Source organism: Streptomyces sp. NPDC051578, from assembly GCF_044454045.1.
In the GTDB taxonomy this organism is placed as follows: domain Bacteria; phylum Actinomycetota; class Actinomycetes; order Streptomycetales; family Streptomycetaceae; genus Streptomyces.
On sequence record NZ_JBITDH010000004.1, the window covers coordinates 388,764 to 409,971 of the forward strand.

The following is a 21,208-nucleotide window of genomic DNA, read 5'->3' on the forward strand; positions in this document are numbered from 1 at the left end:
CCTCGCGGCGGGCGCGGTCCTGGGATGAGGTGAACATCTCATGATGTGGTACGGGCCGGTCGGATTCCGGTCGCTCGTTAGACTGCGTGACTGACCGCAGTACTGGATTGAGCGAGGAGCGCACGTGGGCCTTGTCGTGCAGAAGTACGGAGGCTCCTCCGTAGCCGATGCCGAGGGCATCAAGCGCGTCGCCAAGCGGATCGTGGATGCCAAGAAGAACGGCCACCAAGTGGTCGTCGTGGTATCCGCGATGGGCGACACGACGGACGAGCTGATCGATCTCGCCGAGCAGGTATCCCCGATGCCTGCCGGTCGTGAGTTCGACATGCTGCTGACCGCGGGAGAGCGGATCTCCATGGCCCTGCTGGCCATGGCGATCAAAAACCTGGGCCACGAGGCCCAGTCGTTCACCGGCAGCCAGGCAGGTGTCATCACCGACTCCGTCCACAACAAAGCGCGCATCATCGATGTCACGCCGGGCCGTATCCGCACCGCGCTGGACGAGGGCAACATCGCCATCGTCGCCGGTTTCCAGGGCGTGTCGGCGGACAGCAAGGACATCACCACGCTCGGCCGCGGCGGTTCGGACACCACCGCCGTCGCGCTGGCCGCCGCGCTGGACGCCGAGGTCTGCGAGATCTACACCGACGTCGACGGCGTCTTCACCGCGGACCCCCGCGTCGTGAAGAAGGCCCGGAAGATCGACTGGATCTCCTCCGAGGACATGCTGGAGCTCGCGGCCTCCGGCTCCAAGGTGCTGCTGCACCGCTGCGTCGAGTACGCGCGCCGCTACAACATCCCGATCCACGTCCGTTCGTCCTTCTCCGGACTGCCGGGCACCTGGGTCAGCAACGAGAATCCGCAAGGGGACGAGCCGGTGGAGCACGCCATCATCTCCGGAGTCGCGCACGACGTCTCCGAAGCCAAGATCACGGTCGTCGGCGTCCCGGACAAGCCGGGCGAGGCCGCGGCGATCTTCCGCGCGATCGCGGACGCCGAGATCAACATCGACATGATCGTCCAGAACGTGTCGGCCGCCTCGACCGGGCTGACGGACATCTCCTTCACCCTCCCCAAGGCCGAGGGCCACAAGGCCATCGACGCCCTGGAGAAGGCGAAGGGCGCGATCGGCTTCGACTCGCTGCGCTACGACGACCAGATCGGCAAGATCTCCCTGGTCGGCGCCGGCATGAAGACGAACCCGGGCGTCACCGCCTCGTTCTTCCAGGCGCTGTCCGACGCGGGCGTCAACATCGAGCTGATCTCGACCTCCGAGATCCGCATCTCGGTCGTGACCCGCCAGGACGACGTCAACGAGGCCGTCCGCGCCGTGCACACGGCCTTCGGCCTCGACTCCGACAGCGACGAGGCCGTCGTCTACGGGGGCACCGGACGATGACCGGCACCCGGTCCGCCCCGGCCCCGGCGCTCGCCGTGGTCGGGGCGACCGGAGCGGTCGGCTCCGTCGTCCTCGGGATACTGTCCCAGCGCGCCGACATCTGGGGCGACATCCGCCTGATCGCCTCGCCGCGCTCCGCCGGCCGCGTGCTGGCCGTGCGCGGACGGGAGACCGAGGTGCTCGCCCTCAACGAGGACGCCTTCGACGGCCTCGGGGCGGGCGACGTGGTGCTGTTCCTGACCCCGCCCGCGGTGTCCGCGCAGTGGGCCCCCGTCGTGACGGCGCGCGGGGCCGTGGCCGTGGACCAGTCGGCGGCCTTCCGGGAGGATCCCGAGGTGCCGGTGGTGGTGCCGGAGGTGAACGGGCACGCCGTACGGGTGCGGCCGCGCGGCATCGTCGCGGGCCCCGACTGCGTGACCGCCACCATGATCGCCGCCCTGGGCGCGCTGCACGCCGACTACGGGCTGGCCGACCTGGCCGTGTCCTCGTACCAGGCCGCGAGCGCCGCGGGCCGGGCCGGGACGGAGGCGCTGCGCCGACAGCTGTCGCTGGTGGCCGGGACCTCCCTCGGGGAGCAGCCCGGGGACGTGCGGCGGGTCGTGGGCGAGGACACCGGTCCCTTCTCGGCCCCGCTCGCGCTGAACGTGGTGCCCTGGTCGGGAGAACTGCGCGAGGGCGGCTGGTCCTCGCACGAGCTGGCGGTGCGGTCGCAGACCCGCCGGATCCTGGAGCTGGCGGAGCTGCCGATCGCGGTGACCTGCGTGGTGGTTCCCGTGCTGGAGGGGCACTCGCTGACCGTACGGGCCCGGTTCGATCGGGAGGTGGACGCCGGGCAGGCCCGCAAGACTCTGGAGGCGGCGCCCGGGGTGGTCCTCGTGGACGATCCGGCGGCGGGGGAGTTCCCGACGCCGGTGGACGCGGCCGGGACGGATCCGGCCTGGGTGGGCCGGGTGCGGGCGTCGCTCGACGACGACCGGTCCCTGGAGTTCTTCGTCTGCGCGGACAACCTGCGCAAGGGTGCGGCGCTGAACGCGACGCAGATCGCGGAACTGATCGCGGGTGAATTCGCGTAATTCACTTTGTAGGATCGGTGGCGATCCCTCGATCAAGGTGATGGCCCGACTGCCGCCTGGATAAACGGGGCGAACGGGAAGATCGGGTGCGCATGAGGGCAACGGGGACATGGCCGGCCAGTCCGCCCGGCGCGTACAACCCCGGCGGGGCGACGTGCGTCCAACGGGCGTGGCAGAGGCATTGCTCGACTTCACGATCGCTCCGGCGCGCGGCGCCGCGGCACGCACCGCTGCGGCGGCCGTCGCCCCGGCACGCACCGCTCCGGCGCGCCGGCGCGTCCCGGCTCCCGCGCCCGGTGGGTTCCCGGTGATCCTTCCCGTCCCGCCGGCCGGCGTACCCGCGGCGGCCCTGCCGGCCCGAGGCGGCCGCGTCCCCGCACCCCGCGACAGCGCGGAGACCGTGCCGGGCACACGAGCCGTGGGGGAGGCCGTGGCGCCCGCGCGGGCCGTCGGGGAGCCCGTCGGGTCCGCCCCCGACAAGGCCGTGGTCGCCGGCACGACCGTCGACCACCTCACCCAGACCTACCAGGCCCACTACCGCTCCCTCCTCGGGCTCGCCGCGCTGCTGCTGGACGACACCGCCTCCTGCGAGGACGTCGTCCAGGAGGCCTTCATCCGCGTCCACTCGGCCCGCAACCGGGTCCGGGACCGCGACAAGACGCTGGCGTACCTCCGCCAGACCGTCGTCAACCTGTCGCGCTCGGCGCTGCGCCGCCGCATCCTCGGGCTGAAACTCCTCTCGAAGCCGATGCCGGACATGGCGAGCGCGGAGGAGGGCGCGTACGACCAGCTGGAGCGCGACGACCTGATCAAGGCGATGCGCGGACTCCAGCGACGGCAGCGCGAGGTGCTGGTGCTGCGGTACTTCGCGGACATGACCGAAGCGCAGGTCGCCGAGACGCTCGGCGTGTCGCTCGGCTCGGTGAAGGCGTACGGTTCGCGGGGCATTGCCGCGCTGCGGGTGGCGATGGAGGCTGCGCAGTCATGAAGGACGACCACACCACGCCCCGGACGCTGGACGAGCAGCGGCTGCGCGACCTGCTCAGCGGGGCCGTGCAGGACCTGGAGCCCTCCGAGCACGCCCTGGAGCGGCTGCGCCACGCGGTCCCCGCCCGCCGGACCCGCAAGCGCCGGGCCCTCGTCGGCGCGGCCGCGGCCGTACTCCTCGCCGGGGCCGCCGTCCCGACGGCCCTGCGCATGAGCGGCACCGCGAGCAGCAGCGCCGCCGGACACCCCGCGATGGCCGGACACGGCGAGCCGCGGGGCGGCAGGACCGGCGGCTCCTCCGACCCGCACCAGAACGGCTCCGGGGCCTACTCCAAGTCCACGGGCCCCGCCGGCGTGCACCCCGAGCCGGGCGGCACCGGCACCGGCCCCGCCCCCCGCCCGAGCGGCTCCCCCTCGGGCGGTACGGTCGCGGACCCGACGGCGGGCAGCACCTCGACCGGCACCCCCGGCGCCGAGAACCCCCAGCTGCCCCCGCTCGGAGCGGTACGGGGCGTCCCCGAATGCACCGCCGGGCAGCTCGGCGTGCTGGGCAGCGCCCGCGCCCCCGGCGCCGACGGCACGGTGTACGGCAGCTTCAAGGTCACCAACGTCTCGGACCGGGGCTGCCTCGCCGCCGGCCCGGGCACCGTGACGGCGGCCCCCGCGGCCGACGCCCCGCCGCCCGCGAAGAGCCCGGCGGTCACCGTGGTCGGCCACACCGCGGGCGACCCGGCGAGCGCGCTGCTCCCCGACCCGTCCGCGGAGTCCCGGTCGGTCGTCCTTCAGCCGAACGCGGCGTACGAGGTCCGGTTCGCCTGGGTGCCCTCGCAGCGTTCCTGCCCCGCGAGCACCGCGGACCCGTCGGCGAAGCCCGCACAGGGCGGGAGCGGCGCGCCGGCCGCCACCGACCCGGCTTCGGCCGCCGACCCGCTGGGCGGCAGCACGGACCCGGCCCCGACCGGCGTCGAGGTGTCCCACACCCCGGCGGCGGGCGCCCCGACGACCCAGACGACGATCCCGGCGGCCTGCGGCGGCACGGTCTACCGGACGGGGGTCATTCCCCTGACGCCGACGCGGTAGCGGCGGGCCGCGGCTGCTCCGGCACCAGGCCGGCCTGCGCGTCCCGCAGGGTCTCCACCTCGCGCCGGTAGAAGCGGAACCACATGAACAGCACGAAGGCGGCGAAGACGAACCACTCGCCCGTGTAGCCGAGGTTCTGGAAGGCCTTCAAGTCGAGACCGGTGTTGTCCGGCGCCTTCGCGGGCACCGGGAGCATCCCGTCCACCGGCGTCTGCACCGTCAGCCACGCGTCGTACAGCGGTTCCTGCACCAGGTTCACCAGCGTCGCCGCGCCGATCACCCCCAGCTGCCCGGCGGGCAGGCCGCCTTGGGCGTGCACGCCCTTCGTCCCCGAGTTCTCGGACGCCTGGAGCGCGCCCGTGACCTCCACCCGGCCACCCGGCGCGGCCGGTGCCTTCGCCGCGTCCGCCGCGCCCGGCAGCCAGCCCCGGACCACCGGGAGGGCCTTGCCGGAGTCGGTCCGCAGCAGGCTCAGCACGTAGAAGCCGCTCCTGCCGTCGAGGTCCCGCTCGGGGACCAGGAGCTGCTCCCCGTACACCCCGGCCGTGGACGCCAGCCTCCCGGAGGTCTTCTTGTCCACCGGCAGCAGCGAGTCGAGGGGCGCGGCGGCCTGGTCGGCCGCCTGCCGGCCGGTGGCCTCCCGGTGGTCGCCGACGCGGTCCTCGAAGCGGCCGAGCTGCCAGGTCCCCATGAACAGGCAGAAGGGGATGGCGAGCGCGACGAAGACGTTGATCCCCCACCAGCGCGGGGTCAGGAGAAACCGGTGCACCCCACCACGGTACGGGGGGTGCACCGGATCACCGGTGCCGGGTCAGGCGGGAAGGTGCTTGAGGGCGAACTCCAGATCCATCCGGACCTGCTTGATCCGCTCCTCCACCACGAGCGAGCCGTGCCCGGCGTCGTACCGGTACACCTCGTGCACCGCCCCGCGCGCCGCGAGCCGCTCCACGTAGTTGTCGATCTGCCGGATCGGGCAGCGCGGGTCGTTCACGCCCGCCGCGATGTGGACGGGAGCCTTCACCGCGTCCACGTACGTCAGCGGCGAGGACGCCTCGAACCGTTCCGGGACCTCCTCGGGCGTGCCGCCGAAGAGCGTGCGGTCCAGGGACTTGAGCGCCTCCATCTCGTCGTGGTACGCGGTCACGTAGTCCGCGACCGGCACGGCGGCCAGTCCCACCGCCCAGGCGTCGGGCTGGGTGCCCAGGCCCAGCAGCGTCAGGTAACCGCCCCAGGAACCGCCCGACAGGACGAGCCGCTGCGGGTCGGCGAGGCCGCTGCCGACGGCCCACTCACGGACCGCCGCGATGTCCTCCAGCTCGATCAGGCCGACGCGGTGCTTGAGGGCGTCGGTCCACTCCCGGCCGTACCCGGTCGAGCCGCGGTAGTTGACGCGGACGACCGCGAAGCCGTGGTCCAGCCAGGCGGCCGGGGTCGCGGCGAAGGCGTCGCTGTCGTGCCAGGTGGGCCCGCCGTGGATCTCGAAGACCGTCGGGAAGGGGCCCTCGCCGTGGCCGACGGGCCGCTGCGCCAGCGCGTGGACGCGCCCGCCCGGGCCCTCCACCCACACGTCCTCCACCGGGACCGAACCCGGGGGCCGGAAGCCGGGCGGGTCGAGCACGACCCCGCCCGCCGTGGACCGGATCGCCGACGGCTCGGCGGCCGAGGACCACTGGTACTCCACCGACCCGTCCGGCCGGGCCGTCGCACCCGAGACCGACCCCCGCGGAGTGTCCACCCGTACGAGTTCCCGCACGGCCAGGTCGTAGCGCCACAGCTCGCTGCGGGCCTCGTACTCGTGGTGGATCAGCAGCGCGGACCCGTCCGGGTACCACTCGGCGCCCACGTCGCCGGGCAGATCGACCGCCAGCTCCTCCTCGGCGCCGGTCGCCACGTCCCACACCATCGGCTCCCAGCGGCCCCGCCGCTGGTGACCCACGAGCAGCCGGGTGTCACCGGCGACCGGTGCGAAGCCGAGCACGCCGAGGCCCAGCTCCTCGGTGCCGCCCTCGGAGTCGTCCAGCTCGGCGACGGTGGAGCCGTCCAGGGTGACCACGCGCAGCGCCGAGTGCATCGCGTCGCCGTGCTCGGTGTGTTCGATCGCGATCAGGGTCCCGTCCCGGGACAGGTCGCCGACGCCCGCCGACTCGCGGTGGCGGTAGATGACGGCCGGGGCGCTCCCGTCGGGCCGTACGACGTGGATGGTGGTGCCGTCCTCGTCGGTGGAGCGGCCCACGACGGCCGTGCCGTCCCGGCCGATGGCCAGCCCGGCCGGGTACGAGGGCGCCAGGCCCGGGGTCGCCGGCTCGTCGGGGCCGCCAGCGAAGGGCTGGCGCACCCAGGTGCCGAACTCGTCGCCGTCGGTGTCGGAGAACCACCAGATCCACTCGCCGTCGGGGGAGAGGGTGCCGTCGGTGGTGCCGTTGGGGCGGTCCGTGGCCTGCCGCTGGGCGCCGGTGGCGCGGTCCCAGGCGTACAGCTCGTAGGTCCCGGTCGCGTTGGAGACGAAGAGCGAGCGGTCCGGGGCGTCCTCGGCCCATTCGGGCAGCCCGACGCGCGGGGCCCGGAAACGCTTCTCCCAGTCCGGCATCTCGGGGGACGGTGCGGAGGTCACATCGGTGTCGCTGGTCATGGCCCCACCTTGCCGTACCGGGCGCCGGTATGCCGAGTACGCCGAACGGGCGGCGGCCGCCCCGGTGGCTCCGGACGTGCGGGCCATGCGGCACGAGGCCCGGCCCCGGCGCGGCCCGTGCCCCTACTCTGACGGCATGCGGATGATCGTCCGGGGTGCCCGGCTGCTGCACGCACACGGCCTGTCCGATGTGGAGGTGTCCGAGGACGGGCGCATCGCGCGCGTCGTCCCGTACGACGACCAGAAGGAACCACCGGCGACGGGCGTGCTGATCGAGGCGCACGGCGCTCTGCTCACGCCCCCGTTCGTCGAGCCGCACATCCACCTCGACACCGCCCTGACCGCGGGCGAGCCGCGCCCCAACGCGTCCGGCACCCTCTGGGAGGGCATCGCCTGCTGGAGCGAGCGCAAGAAGACCCTGACCCGCGAGGACGTGATCGCCCGGGCCACGCAGGTGCTGCGCTGGCAGGCCGCCCAGGGGGTGCTGCACGTACGGACCCACTGCGACACCACCGATCCGGCGCTGACCGCGCTGGACGCGCTGCTGGAGGTCCGCGACCGGGTGCGGGACGTCATGACCCTGCAGATCGTGGCCTTCCCGCAGGAGGGCATCGTCTCCTTCCCCGACGGCGCGGCGCTGCTGCGCGAGGCGGTCCGGCGCGGGGCGGACGTCGTCGGCGCGATCCCGCACTTCGAGGACACGCGCGAGGACGGGGTCGCCTCGCTGGGTACCGCCTTCGCGCTGGCCGAGGAGTACGGGCTGCGCGTCGACGCGCACTGCGACGAGATCGACGACGAGCAGTCCCGCTTCGTGGAGGTACTGGCCACGCTCGCGCTGCGCTCGGGCCTGCGGGAGCGGGCGACAGCCTCCCACACGACGGCGATGGGCTCCTATGGCGGTGGATACAGCTTCAAACTCCAGCGGCTGCTGTCGCGTTCGGGGATCAACCTGGTGGCGAACCCGTTCGCCAACCTCAACCTCCAGGGCCGCTTCGACGGCTACCCCAAACGGCGCGGCCTCACCCAGGTCAAGGAGATGCTGGCGGCGGGTGTGAACGTGGCCTTCGGCCATGACGACGTGATGGACCCGTGGAACGCGCTCGGGACCGGGAACCCGCTGCAGACCGCCCTGGTCGGCCTGTACGCCGCCCAGTTGACGGGCGCCGACGAGATCCCGGTGGCCTTCTCGATGGTGACGGACCGTGCGGCGCGGGTCCTCGGCCTGTCCGGCACCGAGTACGGCATCGCACCGGGCGCGCCGGCCTCGTTCCTGCTGGTCCCGGCCGACTCCCCGCAGGAGGCCGTCCGCCGTCAGGTCCGTCCCCGGTACGTCGTCTCGCGCGGCACCGTCCTCGCCGAAAGCCCGCCCGCGCCGACGCGCCTGCTGGCCTGGCCGGGCGAAGCCGGCCCGACGGACGTGGACTTCACCCCGACATAGCCCCGCCGCGGGCCATGCGGGGCCGCGGGCCATGCGGGGCGGCGGGCCTTGCGGGGCGGCCGGCGGTGCGGGGCGGCAGGCGGTGCGGGGCGGCGCGGAGGCCCGCACCGCGGCGGGCACGGTCCCGCGGCGAATCGGCCGGCCCGGCAGGGAAGCGTTCAGATCCCCCTTTCGATCATGGCGATCACGTCCTGGCCGGCGTCGTGCGCCTGCTCCGGGGTCACCCCGCGCAGCGGTCCGTCGATGACCAGCACCGCCAGCCCGTGCACCGCCGACCAGGCGAGGAACTCCGCCCCGGGGCGGCGCCCGGGCGGCAGGACGCCCGTCTCCACGAGGGCGTCCAGCGCGGCTCCGAGCAGCTCGAACGGGGTGAGCCCGCCGGCTCCGGCGGCCGAGGCGTCGGTGGCGTAGGTCATGTCGGCCGGGACGTGGAAGGCCGTACGGAACCAGCCCGGCTCGGCGACGGCGAAGCGGATGTACCCCGCCCCCACGGCGCGGAAGCGGGCCCGCGCCCGTGCGGCGGGGTCCCCGGTCGGCGCGAGACCCGCGATCTCGGCCTCCATCGCGAGCGCCACCCGCGCCATGGCCGCCTGCGAGACCTCGTGCACCAGCGCCCCGCGGTCGGCGAAGTGCCGGTAGGCGGCGTTGGGCGACACCCCGGCGCGCCGGGTCACCTCGCGCAGCGACACGGCCTCGGGGCCGCCCTCCCGCGCCAGTTCCAGCGCGGCGTCGAGCAGGGCGTTGCGCAGGTTCCCGTGCCGGTAGGTGGTGCGCTTCCGCGGCGGTTCCTGCGGGGGTGGTCCGGTGCCCGGTGGAGCCATGTGGATCTCCGCTTCCCTAGATGTGGACACCGTCTACTTTATAGCCCGCCCGGCTCACACCGACAGCTCGCCGCTGAGCGTCCCGTGCAGCAGGGCGCTGCGCTCGTCCAGGCCGACGATGTCCACGTCCTTGCCGCGCCTGCGGTACTTGGCGTCGAGGGCGGCGACGGACGAGGCGTCCCCTCTAGGGGCGGACGACAGGTCGATGACGACCCGTTGCGGGTCCCGGGCGTAGTCGAACCGGCCGACGAGGTCGTCGGAGGAGGCGAAGAACAGCTCGCCGGCCCGCGGGTCCGTCCCGGAGGTGAGGGTGGCCAGGTGCGCGACGCGCTCGGCGAAGATGACCATCGCGGTTGAGCACGGCGATCACGAGCGCGACGGCGCCCCTCGCCGCGGAGATCATCGCCGCCATGGTGAACGAGGTGAACAAGCCGACGGCCGGGTCGACCCCGGCGATGGTCGAGAAGGAGATCGCCTCGGGGACCAGCGCCAGCGCGACCACCAGGCCGCCGAGCACCTCGGTCCGCAGGACCTTCGGCGACGACAGCCACGCCGGTCGCCCGGGACGGACCGGACCGCACGGCCGAGCCGCCTCCGACGCATCCGAGCCGTCCCCCCAGACGCAGGAAGGGCCTGACCCGCGATGCGGATCAAGCCCTTGTCTGGTCTTGCGAAGTCGGGGTGGCGGGATTTGAACCCACGACCTCTTCGTCCCGAACGAAGCGCGCTGCCAAGCTGCGCTACACCCCGATCGTCACCCGTGCAGCGTGTGCTGTCCTGGCGACATCGATTACTTTAGCGGACCCTCGGCCGGAGACGAAATCCGGTTTTCACGGGGCGGTCGCGGGCCGTCAGGCCGGGCGGGCCGGGGTCAGGGTCAGCAGGGTGGCCTCAGGGGGGCAGGCGAAGCGGACCGGGGTGAAGCGGTTGGTGCCGCAGCCCGCCGAGACGTGGAGGTAGGCGCGGTTGCCGTTCGCCGCCGTGTGCGTGGACAGGCCCTTGACCCGGTCGGTGTCCAGGTCGCAGTTGGTCACCAGCGCCCCGTAGAACGGGACGCACAGCTGCCCGCCGTGCGTGTGGCCGGCCAGGATCAGCGGGTAGCGGTCGGCGGTGAACGCTTCGAGGACGCGCAGGTACGGGGCGTGGACCACCGCCATGGAGAAGTCCGCGTCCGCCTCCGGTCCGCCCGCGACCGTCTCGTAGCGGTCGCGCTTGATGTGCGGGTCGTCCAGGCCGGTGAAGGCGATCTCCAGCCCGTCCAGCTTCATCCGCGCCCGCGTGTTCGTCAGGTTCAGCCAGCCGGCCGCGTCGAAGGCGTCCCGCATCTCCTCCCACGGGTTGTGGACGGCGCCGACGACCGGCTTGTTGCCGTTCAGCCCGTGCCGGCCCTGTGCCTTCTCGATCAGGTAGCGGCCCGGATTGCGCAGCCGGGGGCCGTAGTAGTCGTTCGAGCCGAAGACGTAGGCGCCGGGGAAGGACATCAACGGCCCCAGGGCGTCCAGCACCTCCGGCACGCCGTCCGTGTCCGAGAGGTTGTCGCCGGTGTTCACCACGAAGTCCGGACGCAGCCCCGCGAGCGACTGCAGCCACGCCCGCTTCTTGCGCTGGCCGCCGACCATGTGGATGTCCGACACCTGCAGTATCCGCAGGGGCCGCATGCCGGCCGGGAGGACGGGCACGGTCACCCGGCGCAGCCGGAACGACCGGGCCTCGAATCCGGCGGCATAGGCCACACCCGCGGCCCCCACCGCCGCGATACCGGCGGTGACCTTCAGAGGTACTCCGTAACGCGCACGCATGACCCCATCGTCGCACCCCGCGTCACCCCCGCGGAAAACCGGCGGGCGCCGGCGCCACCGCACCTGGCAGACTCGGGGCATGACCACGCTCAAGGCCAAGCTCCAGGAAGACCTCACCGCTGCCATCAAGGCGCGCGACGAGCTCAGCTCGTCCACGCTGCGACTGACCCTCGCCGCCATCACCAAGGAGGAGGTCGCGGGCAAGGAAGCGCGCGTGCTCTCCGACGACGAAGTCCTCAAGGTGATCGCCAAGGAGGCGAAGAAGCGCCGCGAGGCGGCGGAGGCGTTCAGCCAGGGCGGACGCGCCGAGTCGGCCGCGCGGGAGCTCGCGGAGGGCGAGTTCCTCGACAAGTACCTGCCCAAGCAGCTCACGGACGAGGAGCTCCGCGAGATCGTCGCGCAGGCCGTCGCCGAGGCGAAGGCCGCGGGGGCCGAGGGGCCGCGGGCCATGGGCGCCGTCATGAAGATCGTGAACCCGAAGGTCGCCGGGCTGGCGGAGGGCGGCCGCGTCGCCGCCGCCGTCAAGCAGCAGCTCTCGTAGGCACCGCCCGTACGAAAGGGGAGGCCCCCGCCGGATCCGGCGGGGGCCTCCCCTTTCGTACACGGGCTACTGGACGTCGCCGCCGATCGTGCCCGGCGGCAGGGGGATTTCGGGGAAGGGGTCGACGGGAACGCCCCCGCCCGTGGTTCCGGCGCCGCCCGGTTCGCGGTCACCCGGCTTGCCGTCCCGCCCGGGCTTGCCCGGCTTGCCCGGCTTGGCCGGGGCCGGGTTGCTCGGCTGCGTCGGCGGCCGGTTGCCGCGCGCGCCGCCGGACGGGGTGGAGGAGTCCCCGACGAACACCGTCGAGAAGGGCAGGTTCTCCCGGCCCGCCAGCGCGCCCGTCACCGCCTGCTTCCAGATCGGGCCGGGCAGCCCGCCGCCGTAGACCTTGTCGTAGAACTCGCCGCCGATGGTGATGTTCTCCATCGACACCTGCTTGAGGCCCGCGGAGCCGACCCACGTCGCACCGGCCATGTTCGGGGTGTACCCGACGAACCAGGCGTTGTAGCGGTTCTCGGTGGTACCCGTCTTGCCCGCGCTCTGCCGGTCGGTCAGACCCGCCTGGGCACCCGTACCGGAGTCGACCACGCCGAGCAGCAGGGTGTTGATGGTGTCGGCCGTCTTCTCCGACATCACCCGCTCGCACTGCGACTTCGGGACGGCGAGCGCCTTGCCGTGCGCGTCGGTGATCGACTCGATGGCGACCGGGGTGCAGCGCACGCCCCGGTTGGCGAAGGTGGCGTAGGCGTTGGCCATGGTCAGCGGGGACATGCCCTGGGTTCCGAGCGCGATGGCGGGGACCTCCGGCAGCTTGGCGCCGTCGGCCGGGATGACACCGAGCTTGGTGGTCATCTCGGTGACCGGGCACAGCCCGATGTCGCTGATCATCTCGACGAAGTAGGTGTTGACCGACTTGGCCATCGCCTCCCTCATCCCGTACGGCCCGATCTCGGACTCGGACTCGTTCTCCACCCGGTCCTTGGGCTTGCTGTCGTTGACCCACGGCTTGTCACCGCAGGTCTGCACGCCGCTCGGGTACTCCATGTCGTGCGGGGAGGCGTACACCTTGGTCGCCGGCACGCCCTGCTCGATGGCCGCGGCCGCGACGAACGGCTTGAAGGTCGAGCCGGTCGGGAAGCCGAAGTTCGAGCCGCCCATCCGCTTGTCGACGGAGTAGTTGATCTGCGTCTCGTCCTTGCCGAAGCCGTACGGCTTGGACTGGCCCATGCCGAGCACCCGGCCGGTTCCGGGCTGCACGAGGGTGACGGCCGTCGCGACCTTGTCGTCCTGGTGGACGTGGTCCTTGATGGAATCGTTGACCGACTCCTGCGACTGCGGGTCGAGCGTCGTGCGGACGGTCAGGCCGCCCTGGTTCCAGAGCTTGGCGCGCTCCTCTCGCGTCTTGCCGAACACGGGGTCGGTCAGGAACGTGTTGCGCACGTAGTCACAGAAGAATCCGGCGCCCTTCACGGCGGTGATGCAGCCGTTCTTGGGCCGGGTCACCTTGAGCGTGACGGGCTTCTGCTTCGCCTCGTCGGCTTCCGCCTGCGAGATGTCCTTCATGTCGGCCATCCGCTGGAGGACGACGTTGCGGCGCTTCATCGCCTCCTGCGAGTCGTTGACCGGGTCGTAGCGGGTCGGCGACTGCACCACTCCGGCCAGCAGCGCGGACTCCTCCAGCGTCAGGTCCTTGGCCGGCTTGCTGAAGTAGCGCTGCGAGGCCGATTCGATTCCGTACGCCTGCTGCCCGAAGTAGGTGATGTTGAGGTAGTTCTCGAGGATCTTCTTCTTCCCGAGTTCCTCCTCGACCTGGATCGAGTACTTCAGCTCCCGGATCTTCCGGCCGAGGCTCTTCTCCTGCGCTTCGCGCACCTTCGACTCGTCGTCACCGGCTTCCTCGACGAAGACGTTCTTCACGTACTGCTGCGTGAGCGTGGACGCGCCCTGCGCCGCGCCGCCTTCCTGCGCGTTGCGGTTGACCGCGCGCAGGATGCCCTTGAGGTCGACCGCGCCGTGTTCGTAGAAACGCGAGTCCTCGATGGCGACGATCGCCTTCTGCATGTACGGGGAGATGGCCGTCAGGGGCACCACCTGCCGGTCGCGCGAATAGACCGTGGCGATCAAGCCACCTTCCGCGTCCAGGATCGTGGTGCGCTGGCTCAACGGAGGCGTCTTGAGATTGGCCGGGATCTCGTCGAATCCCTCGACCGTCCCCTTGGCCGCGAGGCCCAGGGCACCGGCGCCCGGGATCGCGATGCCGGCCAGTACGACTCCGGAGAGAACCGACACCCCGAGGAACTTGGCGGCCTGTTGCGGCCCCGTGAGCCCGCCGCCCGAGCGCTTCTTTCCCATGGAGGGCAGCCTACGTTCTCATTCGCCGGACACGCGCGAATGCCTTGGCCTAAGCTGGCCCCAACTGTCACAGCAGCGCGGCGCGACATCAACCCCTCGGCTTGATTTTCACCCTTGCCGAATGCGGTGGACTGATGTCCGAATCTCGCCGTTCACTCGGACGGCACCGGGCGGGGATTCTCCGATTTCACCCGAATCGCCGGAATGGCCGGGCATGTCGTCCGATCACTCCGTCGGGTGATCTGCCGCTTACCCATAGTCCGTTCGGACCATTCAAGATTGGGCCCGTCGGGGGTGTTGCGCTGTGCTCGCCTTCCGTAACGTCCTCAACTGGCAGCGGTGAATATGCCGCTACCGCCGTGGGGGAGCCTCGATTCGGGAGAGGACGGCGCCGGGATGGGCTGGGTTACCGACTGGAGTGCGCAGGCAGCCTGCCGCACTACCGATCCGGATGAACTGTTCGTTCAAGGAGCGGCACAGAACAGGGCCAAGGCGGTGTGCACCGGGTGTCCGGTGCGGACCGAGTGCCTGGCCGACGCGCTCGACAACCGTGTCGAGTTCGGAGTATGGGGCGGCATGACCGAGCGGGAGCGTCGCGCGTTGCTGCGCCGGCGTCCCACCGTCACCTCGTGGCGACGGCTGCTCGAAACCGCCCGCACGGAGTACGAACGCAGTACGGGCATCCTCACCATGGATGTCGACGCGGAGATCGACGTTCCGTACGAGACGTACGCGGCAGCCGGGTAGACCCCGTCCGCACCGTACGCCGTAGCCGGGTCAACCGCCCGCGACTACGCGGCAGCCGGGTCAACCGCCCGCGCCCGCCCTCGTACGAACGCCTACGCTCCGGCCGGTACCCCGGTCGCGAGCCGCTCTCCGATGGCCCGTAGCCCGGCGAGGTCGTGCACATCGCCGGGCAGGGCGGCCACTTCGGCCACCGCCACCTCGGGGTGCAGTGAGGTGAAGCGGTCACGCGTGCGCTGTTCGCGCGCGATCACCTGCATCCGCTCGGCATGCAGGCGCAGCAGTCCCGCGGTGATCTCGTCCACATCGGCGTCGTCCACATTGGCGTCGTCCACATCGGCCGCGTCCGCGTCGGCGCTGGGGGAGCCGGTGCCGGGAATGCCGGTGTCGGAGGTGCCGGTTTCGGAGGTGCCGGTTTCGGAGGTGCCGGTGGTGCCCTTCTCGGGAGTGCCGGTCTCGGTGGTGCCGGTGTCCGAGTCACGAAGTCCAGCTTTCCCGGACTCCTGATCGACAATGCCGGCGTCCTCAAGATTCTCTGCGGCCGCCAACGCCCGCTCCGCGGAGAGCTGTCCGGCGTCACTGCCGTGGACCCGGTTCAGCACCAGGCCGGCGAGCGGCATCCGTTCCGCCGCCAGCCGCTCCACGAAGTACGCCGCCTCGCGCAGGGCGTCCGGTTCCGGCGCCGCGACCACGAGGAAGGCCGTACCGGGGGCCTGAAGCAGCCGGAAGGTGGCGTCCGCACGGGTCCGGAAGCCGCCGAACATGGTGTCCATCGCGGCCACGAAGGTCTGTACGTCCTTGAGCAGCGAGGCGCCCATCAGCTTGCTCAGCGTGCCCGTCATCAGCGACATGCCGACGTTGAGGAACTTCATCCCGGCCCGCCCGCCGACCTTCGCCGGAGCCATCAGCACCCGGATGAACTTCCCGTCCAGGAAGGACCCCAGACGCTTCGGCGCGTCGAGGAAGTCCAGCGCGGACCGGCTCGGCGGGGTGTCGACCACGATCAGGTCCCAGTCGTCCCGCGCCCGCAGCTGACCCAGCTTCTCCATCGCCATGTACTCCTGCGTACCGGCGAAACCGGCCGACAGGGACTGGTAGAAGGGGTTCGCCAGGATGGCCCGGGCCCGCTCGCCGTCCGCGTGCGCCTCGACGATCTCGTCGAACGTGCGCTTCATGTCGAGCATCATGGCGTGCAGTTCGCCGCCGTCCCCCGACACGCCCGCGACCTTGCGGGGCGTGTTGTCCAGCGAGGCGATCCCCATCGACTGGGCCAGCCGGCGCGCCGGGTCGATGGTCAGCACGACCACCTTCCGGCCGCGCTCCGCCGCCCGTACGCCGAGTGCGGCAGCGGTGGTGGTCTTGCCGACGCCGCCCGAGCCGCAGCACACGATGATCCGGGTCTTCAAGTCGTCCAGCAGCGCGTCGACCGCCAGCACGGGCGGAGTGTCCAGGCCCATCTCGTCACCCACCGGCTTCTCGCTCGTCGTCGGCCCGCTCATGCGTCGACCGCCTGCTTGCGCAGTTCCGTCGCCAGCTCGTACAGCCCGGCCAGATCCATGCCCGTGCCGAGCAAGGGGAGTTCGTACGTCGGCACGTCCAGCCCCTCCAGCACCGTCCGTTGCTCCCGCTCCAGCTTCACCCGGCCCGTGTGTTCCGCGGCCTGCGCCAGCAGCGGGTCCACCAGCCGCTCGGCCAGGCCGCCACGGCGCGAGCCGCCCAGACCCGCGCGGGACAGGGCCTTGGCCACGTCGGCGCGCCGTTCGCCGGCCGCCGCGCCCAGGGCTTCCTCGTCCAGATGGTGCGGGCGGACCATGTTGACGACGACCCGACCCACGGGGAGCCCCGCAGCCTCCAGTTCGGCGATCCCGTCCGCCGTCTCCTGGACGGGCATCTCCTCCAGCAGGGTGACCAGGTGGACGGCCGTCTCGGGGGACTTGAGCACCTTCATGACGGCCTGCGCCTGGTTGTGGATCGGCCCGAACCGGGCCAGGCCCGCCACCTCGTCGTTGACGTTCAGGAAGCGGGTGATGCGCCCGGTCGGCGGGGCGTCCATGATCACGTGGTCGTAGACGTACCGCCCGGTCTTGTCCTTGCGCCGCACCGCCTCGCAGGCCTTGCCCGTCAGCAGGACGTCGCGCAGGCCGGGCGCGATGGTCGTCGCGAAGTCGATCGCACCGAGCTTCTTGAGGGCGCGGCCGGCCGAGCCCAGCTTGTAGAACATCTGGAGGTAGTCCAGCAGCGCCCGCTCGGCGTCGATCGCGAGCGCGTACACCTCACCGCCGCCGCCCGGCGCCACGGCGATCTTCCGCTCCTCGTACGGGAGCGCCTCCGCCCCGAAGAGCTGTGCGATGCCCTGCCTGCCCTCGACCTCCACCAACAGAGTCCGTCTGCCCTCGCGCGCGAGGGCGAGAGCGAGTGCGGCGGCGACCGTGGTCTTGCCGGTGCCGCCCTTGCCGCTGACCACCTGGAGCCTGCTCACAGCGTCCGAGCCTAACGAGTCGGTCGGACGGTTCGTGTCGCGGGCCGCTTTCCGGGCCGCTTTCCGGTTCAGGTCCCGGGTCGGATCCCGGGTCGGATCCCGGGGCGGGTTCCGGGTCGCTCCCCGGTCGTCCGCGGGTCGCTCCCGGGCCGTCGTGCGGGCCGTGCGACGAGGGCGGGCGGGGGGCCCGGGCGACAGGCACTACCCTCGCTCCCATGACCAAGAAGTTCGAATACGCGACGGTCCCGCTGCTGGTACACGCCACCAAGCAGATCCTGGACACCTGGGGCGAGGACGGCTGGGAGCTCGTCCAGGTCGTGCCCGGGCCGAACAACCCCGAGCAGCTCGTGGCCTACATGAAGCGGGAGAAGGCCGCATGAGCGGGACGGTCGAGGCGAAGCTGGCCGAGCTCGGCCTGACCCTGCCGGAGGTCGTGCCGCCGCTGGCCACGTACCAGCCGGCCGTGCGGTCGGGCGTGTACGTGTACACCGCCGGCCAGCTCCCGATGGTCAAGGGCAGCCTGCCGGTCACCGGCAAGGTCGGCGCCGAGGTCTCGGCGGAGCAGGCCAAGGAGCTGGCGGCGACCTGCGCGCTGAACGCCCTGGCGGCCGTCAAGTCGCTGATCGGCGACCTCGACAAGATCGCGCGTGTCGTGAAGGTCGTCGGCTTCGTGGCCTCGGCCCCCGACTTCACCGGGCAGCCGGGCGTGCTGAACGGTGCGAGCGAGCTGCTGGGCGCGGTGCTCGGCGACAAGGGCGTCCACGCCCGCAGCGCGGTCGGCGTGGCGGTCCTCCCCCTGGACGCCCCGGTCGAGGTCGAGATCCAGGTCGAACTCACCCCGGAGGCCTGACCCCCGGAGGCCCACCCGCGTCCGGCAACCCGCGCGGGCCACACCCGCGCCGCCTACCGGCCCGGGCCCCGGCCCACAGGGCCCATTCGGCCCGAGGCGGCTACCGCGCTGCGGGATGCGGTGCCTGTCGGCCCGAGCGGGCTCGCGGGGCTGCGGCCCGGCGTGGCTCCGGCTCGTGGGTTCGGACCAGTCTGGCTCCGGGCCGCAGGGCCCTGCTTCGGCACGAGCGGGCTCCTGGGCTGCGGCCCAGGTCGGCTCCGGACTCCGGGGGCGCCGAGCCTGGGGGTGCTTGGGAGTGTCCGGGTCGTGGCCCGGACCTTTGGCTGTTCCGGCGCCTGCGGCCTCCGAACGTGGACCGACGTCACCGCCGTGCGGGCTTCGGGCCCGGCTCCGCTCCTGCGTGGCTCCGGACAGGCGCAACCTGTCCGGTCGCCGGCCGCGCAGGCCTTCGCCCCCAGGGCCCGGGACGGACCCCGGCGGCGGACCCGGGCCGCGGTCCGAGGCTCGTACCGAAGCGGCCCCCGCGGGTCGGGCCGGCCGGGGTGGGCCTCGAACATCGGCGCGGATGGCCGTAGCATCCGGCCATGCCCAACGGTGAGCAGGGACAGCAGCAGCCGCATCCGCAGGGAGCCACGCCCGCCGGCGGCCAGTGGTACCCGCCGGAGTGGCCCGACCGCATCCGCGCGCTCGCGGACGGCACCCTCACCCCCGTCGAACCCAGACGCGCCGCCACCGTGATGCTGCTGCGCGACACCGACGACGGTCCCGTCGTGCACATGCTGCGCCGCCGCACATCCATGGCCTTCGCCGGCGGCGCCTACGCCTACCCCGGCGGCGGGGTCGACCCCCGCGACGAGGACCACCTCGTCGGCTGGGCGGGACCCGGCCTCGCGGACTGGTCGGACCGGCTCGGCACGGATCCCCGTACCGCCCAGGCGATCGTCTGCGGAGCCGTCCGCGAGACCTTCGAGGAAGCCGGCGTCCTGCTCGCCGGCGAAGCCCCCGACACCGTCGTCGGGGACACCACCGGCGAGGACTGGGAGGCCGACCGGCTGGCCCTCGTGGCGCGCGAGCTGTCGTTCGCCGAGTTCCTCGACCGCCGCGGCCTGCTGCTGCGCTCGGACCTGCTCGGGGCCTGGGCCCGCTGGATCACCCCCGCTTTCGAACCCCGCCGCTACGACACCTGGTTCTTCGTCGCCGCCCTCCCCGAGGGTCAGCGCACCCGCAACGCCTCCACCGAGGCCGACCGGACCGTGTGGATCCGCCCTGCCGACGCGGCCGCCGGCTACGACAAGGGCGAGTTGCTGATGATGCCGCCGACCATCTCCACCCTGCGGTCCCTGGAGCCCTACGAGAGCGCTGCCCACGCCCTGGCCGGTGCCGCGGGCCAGGACCTGACCCCGGTCCTCGCGCAGGCCGCCCTGGAGGGCGGGGATGTGGTGCTCAGCTGGCCGGGGCACGATGAGTTCACCAAGCGCGTCCGCTTCGGACGCCCCGGAGGTGCCACCGCATGACCGACGCCGCAAGCCTGCCGGGCCAGCCCCGCGGAGTGGTCTCCTCCGGGCCCGCCACCGCCCGCGCGGTCAACGTCCTGGCCCCCAACGCCTCGGCCATGACCCTGGACGGCACCAACACCTGGCTCCTCTCGGAGCCGGACTCCGACCTGGCCGTCGTCATCGACCCGGGCCCGCTGGACGAGGGGCACCTGCGGGCGGTCATCCGTACCGCCGAGGAGGCGGGCAAGCGGGTCGCCCTGACCCTGCTCACGCACGGCCACCCCGACCACGCGGAGGGCGCCGGCCGCTTCGCCGAGCTCACCGGCACCAAGGTGCGCGCCCTCGACCCGGCGCTGCGCCTGGGCGACGAGGGACTCTCGGCGGGCCAGGGCATCCGGGTCGGCGGCCTGGAGCTGCGCGTCGTGGCGACGCCCGGCCACACCTCCGACTCGCTCTCCTTCCACCTGCCCGCCGACCGTGCCGTCCTGACCGGCGACACCATCCTCGGGCGCGGCACGACCGTCGTAGCCCACCCCGACGGCCGGCTCGGCGACTACCTGGACTCCCTGCGCCGCCTGCGCTCGCTGACCGTCGACGACGGGGTCCACACGGTGCTCCCGGGTCACGGGCCGGTCCTGGACGACGCGCAGGGGGCCGTCGAGTTCTACCTGGCCCACCGCGCGCACCGCCTCGCGCAGGTCGAGACCGCCGTGGAGAACGGTTTCCTCACCCCGGAGGCGGTCGTGGCCTACGTGTACGCAGATGTCGACCGGTCGCTCTGGCCGATCGCGGAATGGTCCGTTCGGGCGCAGCTGGAGTACCTTCAAGATCACGGACTGATCCCCGGAGGACCCGAATGACCGTGCTGTACCTGCTGCTCGCGCTGATCGTCACGACGGCGTGGGTCACCTCGACGGTGACCCTCCGGATGAAGGCCCTGGAGCGCCGGGCGGACCGCCTGGAGCGCCGCCTGGGCCTGGTGCTGGAGCACTTCGGCATCGAGGAGCCGGAGCCGGCGGGGATGGACGAGGTACGGGCGCTGGCCCGCGACGGCCGCACGGTCGAGGCCATCCGCGCCCACCGCCGCGCCACCGGCTCCGACCTGCTGGAGGCCAAGCAGGCGGTCGAGGCGCTCTCCCACTAGCCCCGGCCCGACCCGCGGCGGAGACCCCCGTACCGGGCGTACCCGGGGAGCTGCCGTAGCCGACGCCGCGCGCCCGAGCAGACGGCCCGCCCAGGTCCTGGTCGTGCCCGCACCGACCGGGCGTGCCCCGCACCAACCAGGCGCGCCTGCGCCGACCAGGCGTGCCTGCGCCGACCGGACGTGCCTGCACCAGCGGGCATGTCGGCATCGGCTGGACGTACCGCACCGGTTGGGCATGGGCCCGCGCCACTGGGCGTGCTTGCGCCGACCGGACGTGCTTGCGCCGACCAGGCGTGCCTGCGCCGACCGGACGTGCCTGCACCAGCGGGCATGTCGGCATCGGCTGGACGTACCGCACCGGTTGGGCATGGGCCCG

At 72.6% G+C, this 21,208-nt stretch carries 20 protein-coding genes, 1 tRNA gene and 1 pseudogene; 12 read left to right on the plus strand and 10 right to left on the minus strand.

All coding sequences use genetic code 11. The features are described 5' to 3' along the window. Positions 1–124 precede the first annotated feature (124 nt). The 4 genes from ACIA6C_RS20935 to ACIA6C_RS20950 all read left to right on the plus strand — a co-directional run bounded on the left by ACIA6C_RS20935 (position 125) and on the right by ACIA6C_RS20950 (position 4,539). Positions 125–1,399: an aspartate kinase gene (locus ACIA6C_RS20935; protein ID WP_361130288.1), complete on the plus strand. Its 1,275-nt coding sequence runs from the start codon at positions 125–127 to the stop codon at positions 1,397–1,399. Further along, positions 1,396–2,472 carry an aspartate-semialdehyde dehydrogenase gene (locus tag ACIA6C_RS20940; RefSeq protein WP_399277812.1) on the plus strand — a complete coding sequence of 359 codons (1,077 nt, stop codon included), beginning with the start codon at positions 1,396–1,398 and terminating at the stop codon, positions 2,470–2,472. The genes ACIA6C_RS20935 and ACIA6C_RS20940 overlap by 4 nt, the downstream gene beginning before the upstream one ends. A gap of 169 nt (positions 2,473–2,641) precedes the next feature. Beyond that, positions 2,642–3,460, plus strand: coding sequence for a SigE family RNA polymerase sigma factor (locus ACIA6C_RS20945; RefSeq protein ID WP_399277814.1), 819 nt, complete (start codon positions 2,642–2,644; stop codon positions 3,458–3,460). Next, positions 3,457–4,539: a hypothetical protein gene (locus ACIA6C_RS20950; RefSeq protein ID WP_399277816.1), complete on the plus strand. Its 1,083-nt coding sequence runs from the start codon at positions 3,457–3,459 to the stop codon at positions 4,537–4,539. The genes ACIA6C_RS20945 and ACIA6C_RS20950 overlap by 4 nt, the downstream gene beginning before the upstream one ends. On the opposite strand, the gene ACIA6C_RS20955 is transcribed toward ACIA6C_RS20950, so the two are convergent. Together ACIA6C_RS20955 and ACIA6C_RS20960 are read right to left on the minus strand one after the other, a co-directional pair. After that, a complete protein-coding gene (locus tag ACIA6C_RS20955) occupies positions 4,514–5,308 on the minus strand; it encodes an SURF1 family protein (protein ID WP_399277818.1) in 795 nt (264 codons plus the stop codon). The genes ACIA6C_RS20950 and ACIA6C_RS20955 overlap by 26 nt on opposite strands. 42 nt (positions 5,309–5,350) lie before the next feature. After that, positions 5,351–7,168: a prolyl oligopeptidase family serine peptidase gene (locus ACIA6C_RS20960; protein WP_399277820.1), complete on the minus strand. Its 1,818-nt coding sequence runs from the start codon at positions 7,166–7,168 to the stop codon at positions 5,351–5,353. A gap of 136 nt (positions 7,169–7,304) precedes the next feature. Between ACIA6C_RS20960 and codA the strand changes: the two genes are divergently transcribed. Next, positions 7,305–8,606 carry a cytosine deaminase gene (gene codA / locus ACIA6C_RS20965; RefSeq protein ID WP_399277822.1) on the plus strand — a complete coding sequence of 434 codons (1,302 nt, stop codon included), beginning with the start codon at positions 7,305–7,307 and terminating at the stop codon, positions 8,604–8,606. Positions 8,607–8,764: 158 nt separating this feature from the next. On the opposite strand, the gene ACIA6C_RS20970 is transcribed toward codA, so the two are convergent. The 5 genes and pseudogenes from ACIA6C_RS20970 to ACIA6C_RS20990 form a co-directional block, all read right to left on the minus strand. Further along, entirely contained in the window at positions 8,765–9,457 is a 693-nt protein-coding gene (locus tag ACIA6C_RS20970) for a TetR/AcrR family transcriptional regulator (RefSeq protein ID WP_399277824.1), read from the minus strand. A 24-nt stretch (positions 9,458–9,481) separates the two neighbouring features. Further along, positions 9,482–9,775 (minus strand): hypothetical protein, encoded by a 294-nt coding sequence (locus ACIA6C_RS20975; protein ID WP_399278039.1) that lies wholly within the window; start codon positions 9,773–9,775, stop codon positions 9,482–9,484. A 103-nt stretch (positions 9,776–9,878) separates the two neighbouring features. Further along, positions 9,879–9,944 (minus strand): annotated as a pseudogene (locus ACIA6C_RS20980) (hypothetical protein); the annotation flags it as partial. 159 nt (positions 9,945–10,103) lie between these two features. Further along, positions 10,104–10,177 (minus strand) — tRNA-Pro (locus ACIA6C_RS20985). A gap of 101 nt (positions 10,178–10,278) precedes the next feature. Beyond that, entirely contained in the window at positions 10,279–11,226 is a 948-nt protein-coding gene (locus ACIA6C_RS20990; RefSeq protein WP_361130226.1) for a metallophosphoesterase, read from the minus strand. 79 nt (positions 11,227–11,305) lie between these two features. Here ACIA6C_RS20990 and ACIA6C_RS20995 point away from each other — a divergent pair, with 79 nt between their 5' ends. Next, positions 11,306–11,767 carry a GatB/YqeY domain-containing protein gene (locus ACIA6C_RS20995; RefSeq protein WP_361130223.1) on the plus strand — a complete coding sequence of 154 codons (462 nt, stop codon included), beginning with the start codon at positions 11,306–11,308 and terminating at the stop codon, positions 11,765–11,767. 66 nt (positions 11,768–11,833) lie between these two features. On the opposite strand, the gene ACIA6C_RS21000 is transcribed toward ACIA6C_RS20995, so the two are convergent. Then, complete coding sequence (locus ACIA6C_RS21000; protein ID WP_399277826.1) at positions 11,834–14,119, minus strand: transglycosylase domain-containing protein; 2,286 nt, start codon at positions 14,117–14,119, stop codon at positions 11,834–11,836. A 396-nt stretch (positions 14,120–14,515) separates the two neighbouring features. Between ACIA6C_RS21000 and ACIA6C_RS21005 the strand changes: the two genes are divergently transcribed. Then, positions 14,516–14,866, plus strand: a complete 351-nt coding sequence (locus tag ACIA6C_RS21005; RefSeq protein ID WP_053676911.1) for a WhiB family transcriptional regulator — start codon at positions 14,516–14,518, stop codon at positions 14,864–14,866. Positions 14,867–14,958: 92 nt separating this feature from the next. Here ACIA6C_RS21005 and ACIA6C_RS21010 read toward each other — a convergent pair whose 3' ends face one another. Both ACIA6C_RS21010 and ACIA6C_RS21015 read right to left on the minus strand, forming a co-directional pair. Continuing rightward, complete coding sequence (locus ACIA6C_RS21010; RefSeq protein WP_399278026.1) at positions 14,959–16,320, minus strand: ArsA family ATPase; 1,362 nt, start codon at positions 16,318–16,320, stop codon at positions 14,959–14,961. A gap of 38 nt (positions 16,321–16,358) precedes the next feature. Next, a complete protein-coding gene (locus ACIA6C_RS21015) occupies positions 16,359–17,342 on the minus strand; it encodes an ArsA-related P-loop ATPase (protein ID WP_366079664.1) in 984 nt (327 codons plus the stop codon). Between the two features lie 215 nt (positions 17,343–17,557). Between ACIA6C_RS21015 and ACIA6C_RS21020 the strand changes: the two genes are divergently transcribed. The 5 genes from ACIA6C_RS21020 (at position 17,558) to ACIA6C_RS21040 (ending at position 20,832) form a co-directional block, all read left to right on the plus strand. Beyond that, positions 17,558–17,722, plus strand: a complete 165-nt coding sequence (locus ACIA6C_RS21020) for a DUF4177 domain-containing protein (protein WP_136216794.1) — start codon at positions 17,558–17,560, stop codon at positions 17,720–17,722. Beyond that, a complete protein-coding gene (locus ACIA6C_RS21025) occupies positions 17,719–18,192 on the plus strand; it encodes a RidA family protein (protein ID WP_366079665.1) in 474 nt (157 codons plus the stop codon). The genes ACIA6C_RS21020 and ACIA6C_RS21025 overlap by 4 nt, the downstream gene beginning before the upstream one ends. A 584-nt stretch (positions 18,193–18,776) precedes the next feature. Further along, a complete protein-coding gene (locus tag ACIA6C_RS21030; RefSeq protein ID WP_399277829.1) occupies positions 18,777–19,706 on the plus strand; it encodes an NUDIX hydrolase in 930 nt (309 codons plus the stop codon). After that, on the plus strand, positions 19,703–20,548 hold the full coding sequence (locus ACIA6C_RS21035) for an MBL fold metallo-hydrolase (RefSeq protein WP_366079667.1): 846 nt from the start codon (positions 19,703–19,705) through the stop codon (positions 20,546–20,548). The genes ACIA6C_RS21030 and ACIA6C_RS21035 overlap by 4 nt, the downstream gene beginning before the upstream one ends. Continuing rightward, positions 20,545–20,832: a hypothetical protein gene (locus ACIA6C_RS21040; RefSeq protein ID WP_361130205.1), complete on the plus strand. Its 288-nt coding sequence runs from the start codon at positions 20,545–20,547 to the stop codon at positions 20,830–20,832. Before ACIA6C_RS21035 ends, ACIA6C_RS21040 begins: the two co-directional genes overlap by 4 nt. The last annotated feature ends 376 nt before the right edge of the window (positions 20,833–21,208 follow it).

Bases quoted from the DNA above. Each gene is read 5' to 3' on its own strand.
- ACIA6C_RS20940 (WP_399277812.1), top strand. From the start codon at position 1,396: ATGACCGGCACCCGGTCCGCCCCGGCCCCGGCGCTCGCCGTGGTCGGG.
- ACIA6C_RS20950 (WP_399277816.1), top strand. From the start codon at position 3,457: ATGAAGGACGACCACACCACGCCCCGGACGCTGGACGAGCAGCGGCTG.
- ACIA6C_RS20960 (WP_399277820.1), bottom strand. From the start codon at position 7,168: ATGACCAGCGACACCGATGTGACCTCCGCACCGTCCCCCGAGATGCCG.
- codA (WP_399277822.1), top strand. From the start codon at position 7,305: ATGCGGATGATCGTCCGGGGTGCCCGGCTGCTGCACGCACACGGCCTG.
- ACIA6C_RS20975 (WP_399278039.1), bottom strand. From the start codon at position 9,775: ATGGTCATCTTCGCCGAGCGCGTCGCGCACCTGGCCACCCTCACCTCC.
- ACIA6C_RS20990 (WP_361130226.1), bottom strand. From the start codon at position 11,226: ATGCGTGCGCGTTACGGAGTACCTCTGAAGGTCACCGCCGGTATCGCG.
- ACIA6C_RS20995 (WP_361130223.1), top strand. From the start codon at position 11,306: ATGACCACGCTCAAGGCCAAGCTCCAGGAAGACCTCACCGCTGCCATC.
- ACIA6C_RS21000 (WP_399277826.1), bottom strand. From the start codon at position 14,119: ATGGGAAAGAAGCGCTCGGGCGGCGGGCTCACGGGGCCGCAACAGGCC.
- ACIA6C_RS21005 (WP_053676911.1), top strand. From the start codon at position 14,516: ATGGGCTGGGTTACCGACTGGAGTGCGCAGGCAGCCTGCCGCACTACC.
- ACIA6C_RS21010 (WP_399278026.1), bottom strand. From the start codon at position 16,320: ATGGGCCTGGACACTCCGCCCGTGCTGGCGGTCGACGCGCTGCTGGAC.
- ACIA6C_RS21020 (WP_136216794.1), top strand. From the start codon at position 17,558: ATGACCAAGAAGTTCGAATACGCGACGGTCCCGCTGCTGGTACACGCC.
- ACIA6C_RS21025 (WP_366079665.1), top strand. From the start codon at position 17,719: ATGAGCGGGACGGTCGAGGCGAAGCTGGCCGAGCTCGGCCTGACCCTG.
- ACIA6C_RS21030 (WP_399277829.1), top strand. From the start codon at position 18,777: ATGCCCAACGGTGAGCAGGGACAGCAGCAGCCGCATCCGCAGGGAGCC.
- ACIA6C_RS21035 (WP_366079667.1), top strand. From the start codon at position 19,703: ATGACCGACGCCGCAAGCCTGCCGGGCCAGCCCCGCGGAGTGGTCTCC.
- ACIA6C_RS21040 (WP_361130205.1), top strand. From the start codon at position 20,545: ATGACCGTGCTGTACCTGCTGCTCGCGCTGATCGTCACGACGGCGTGG.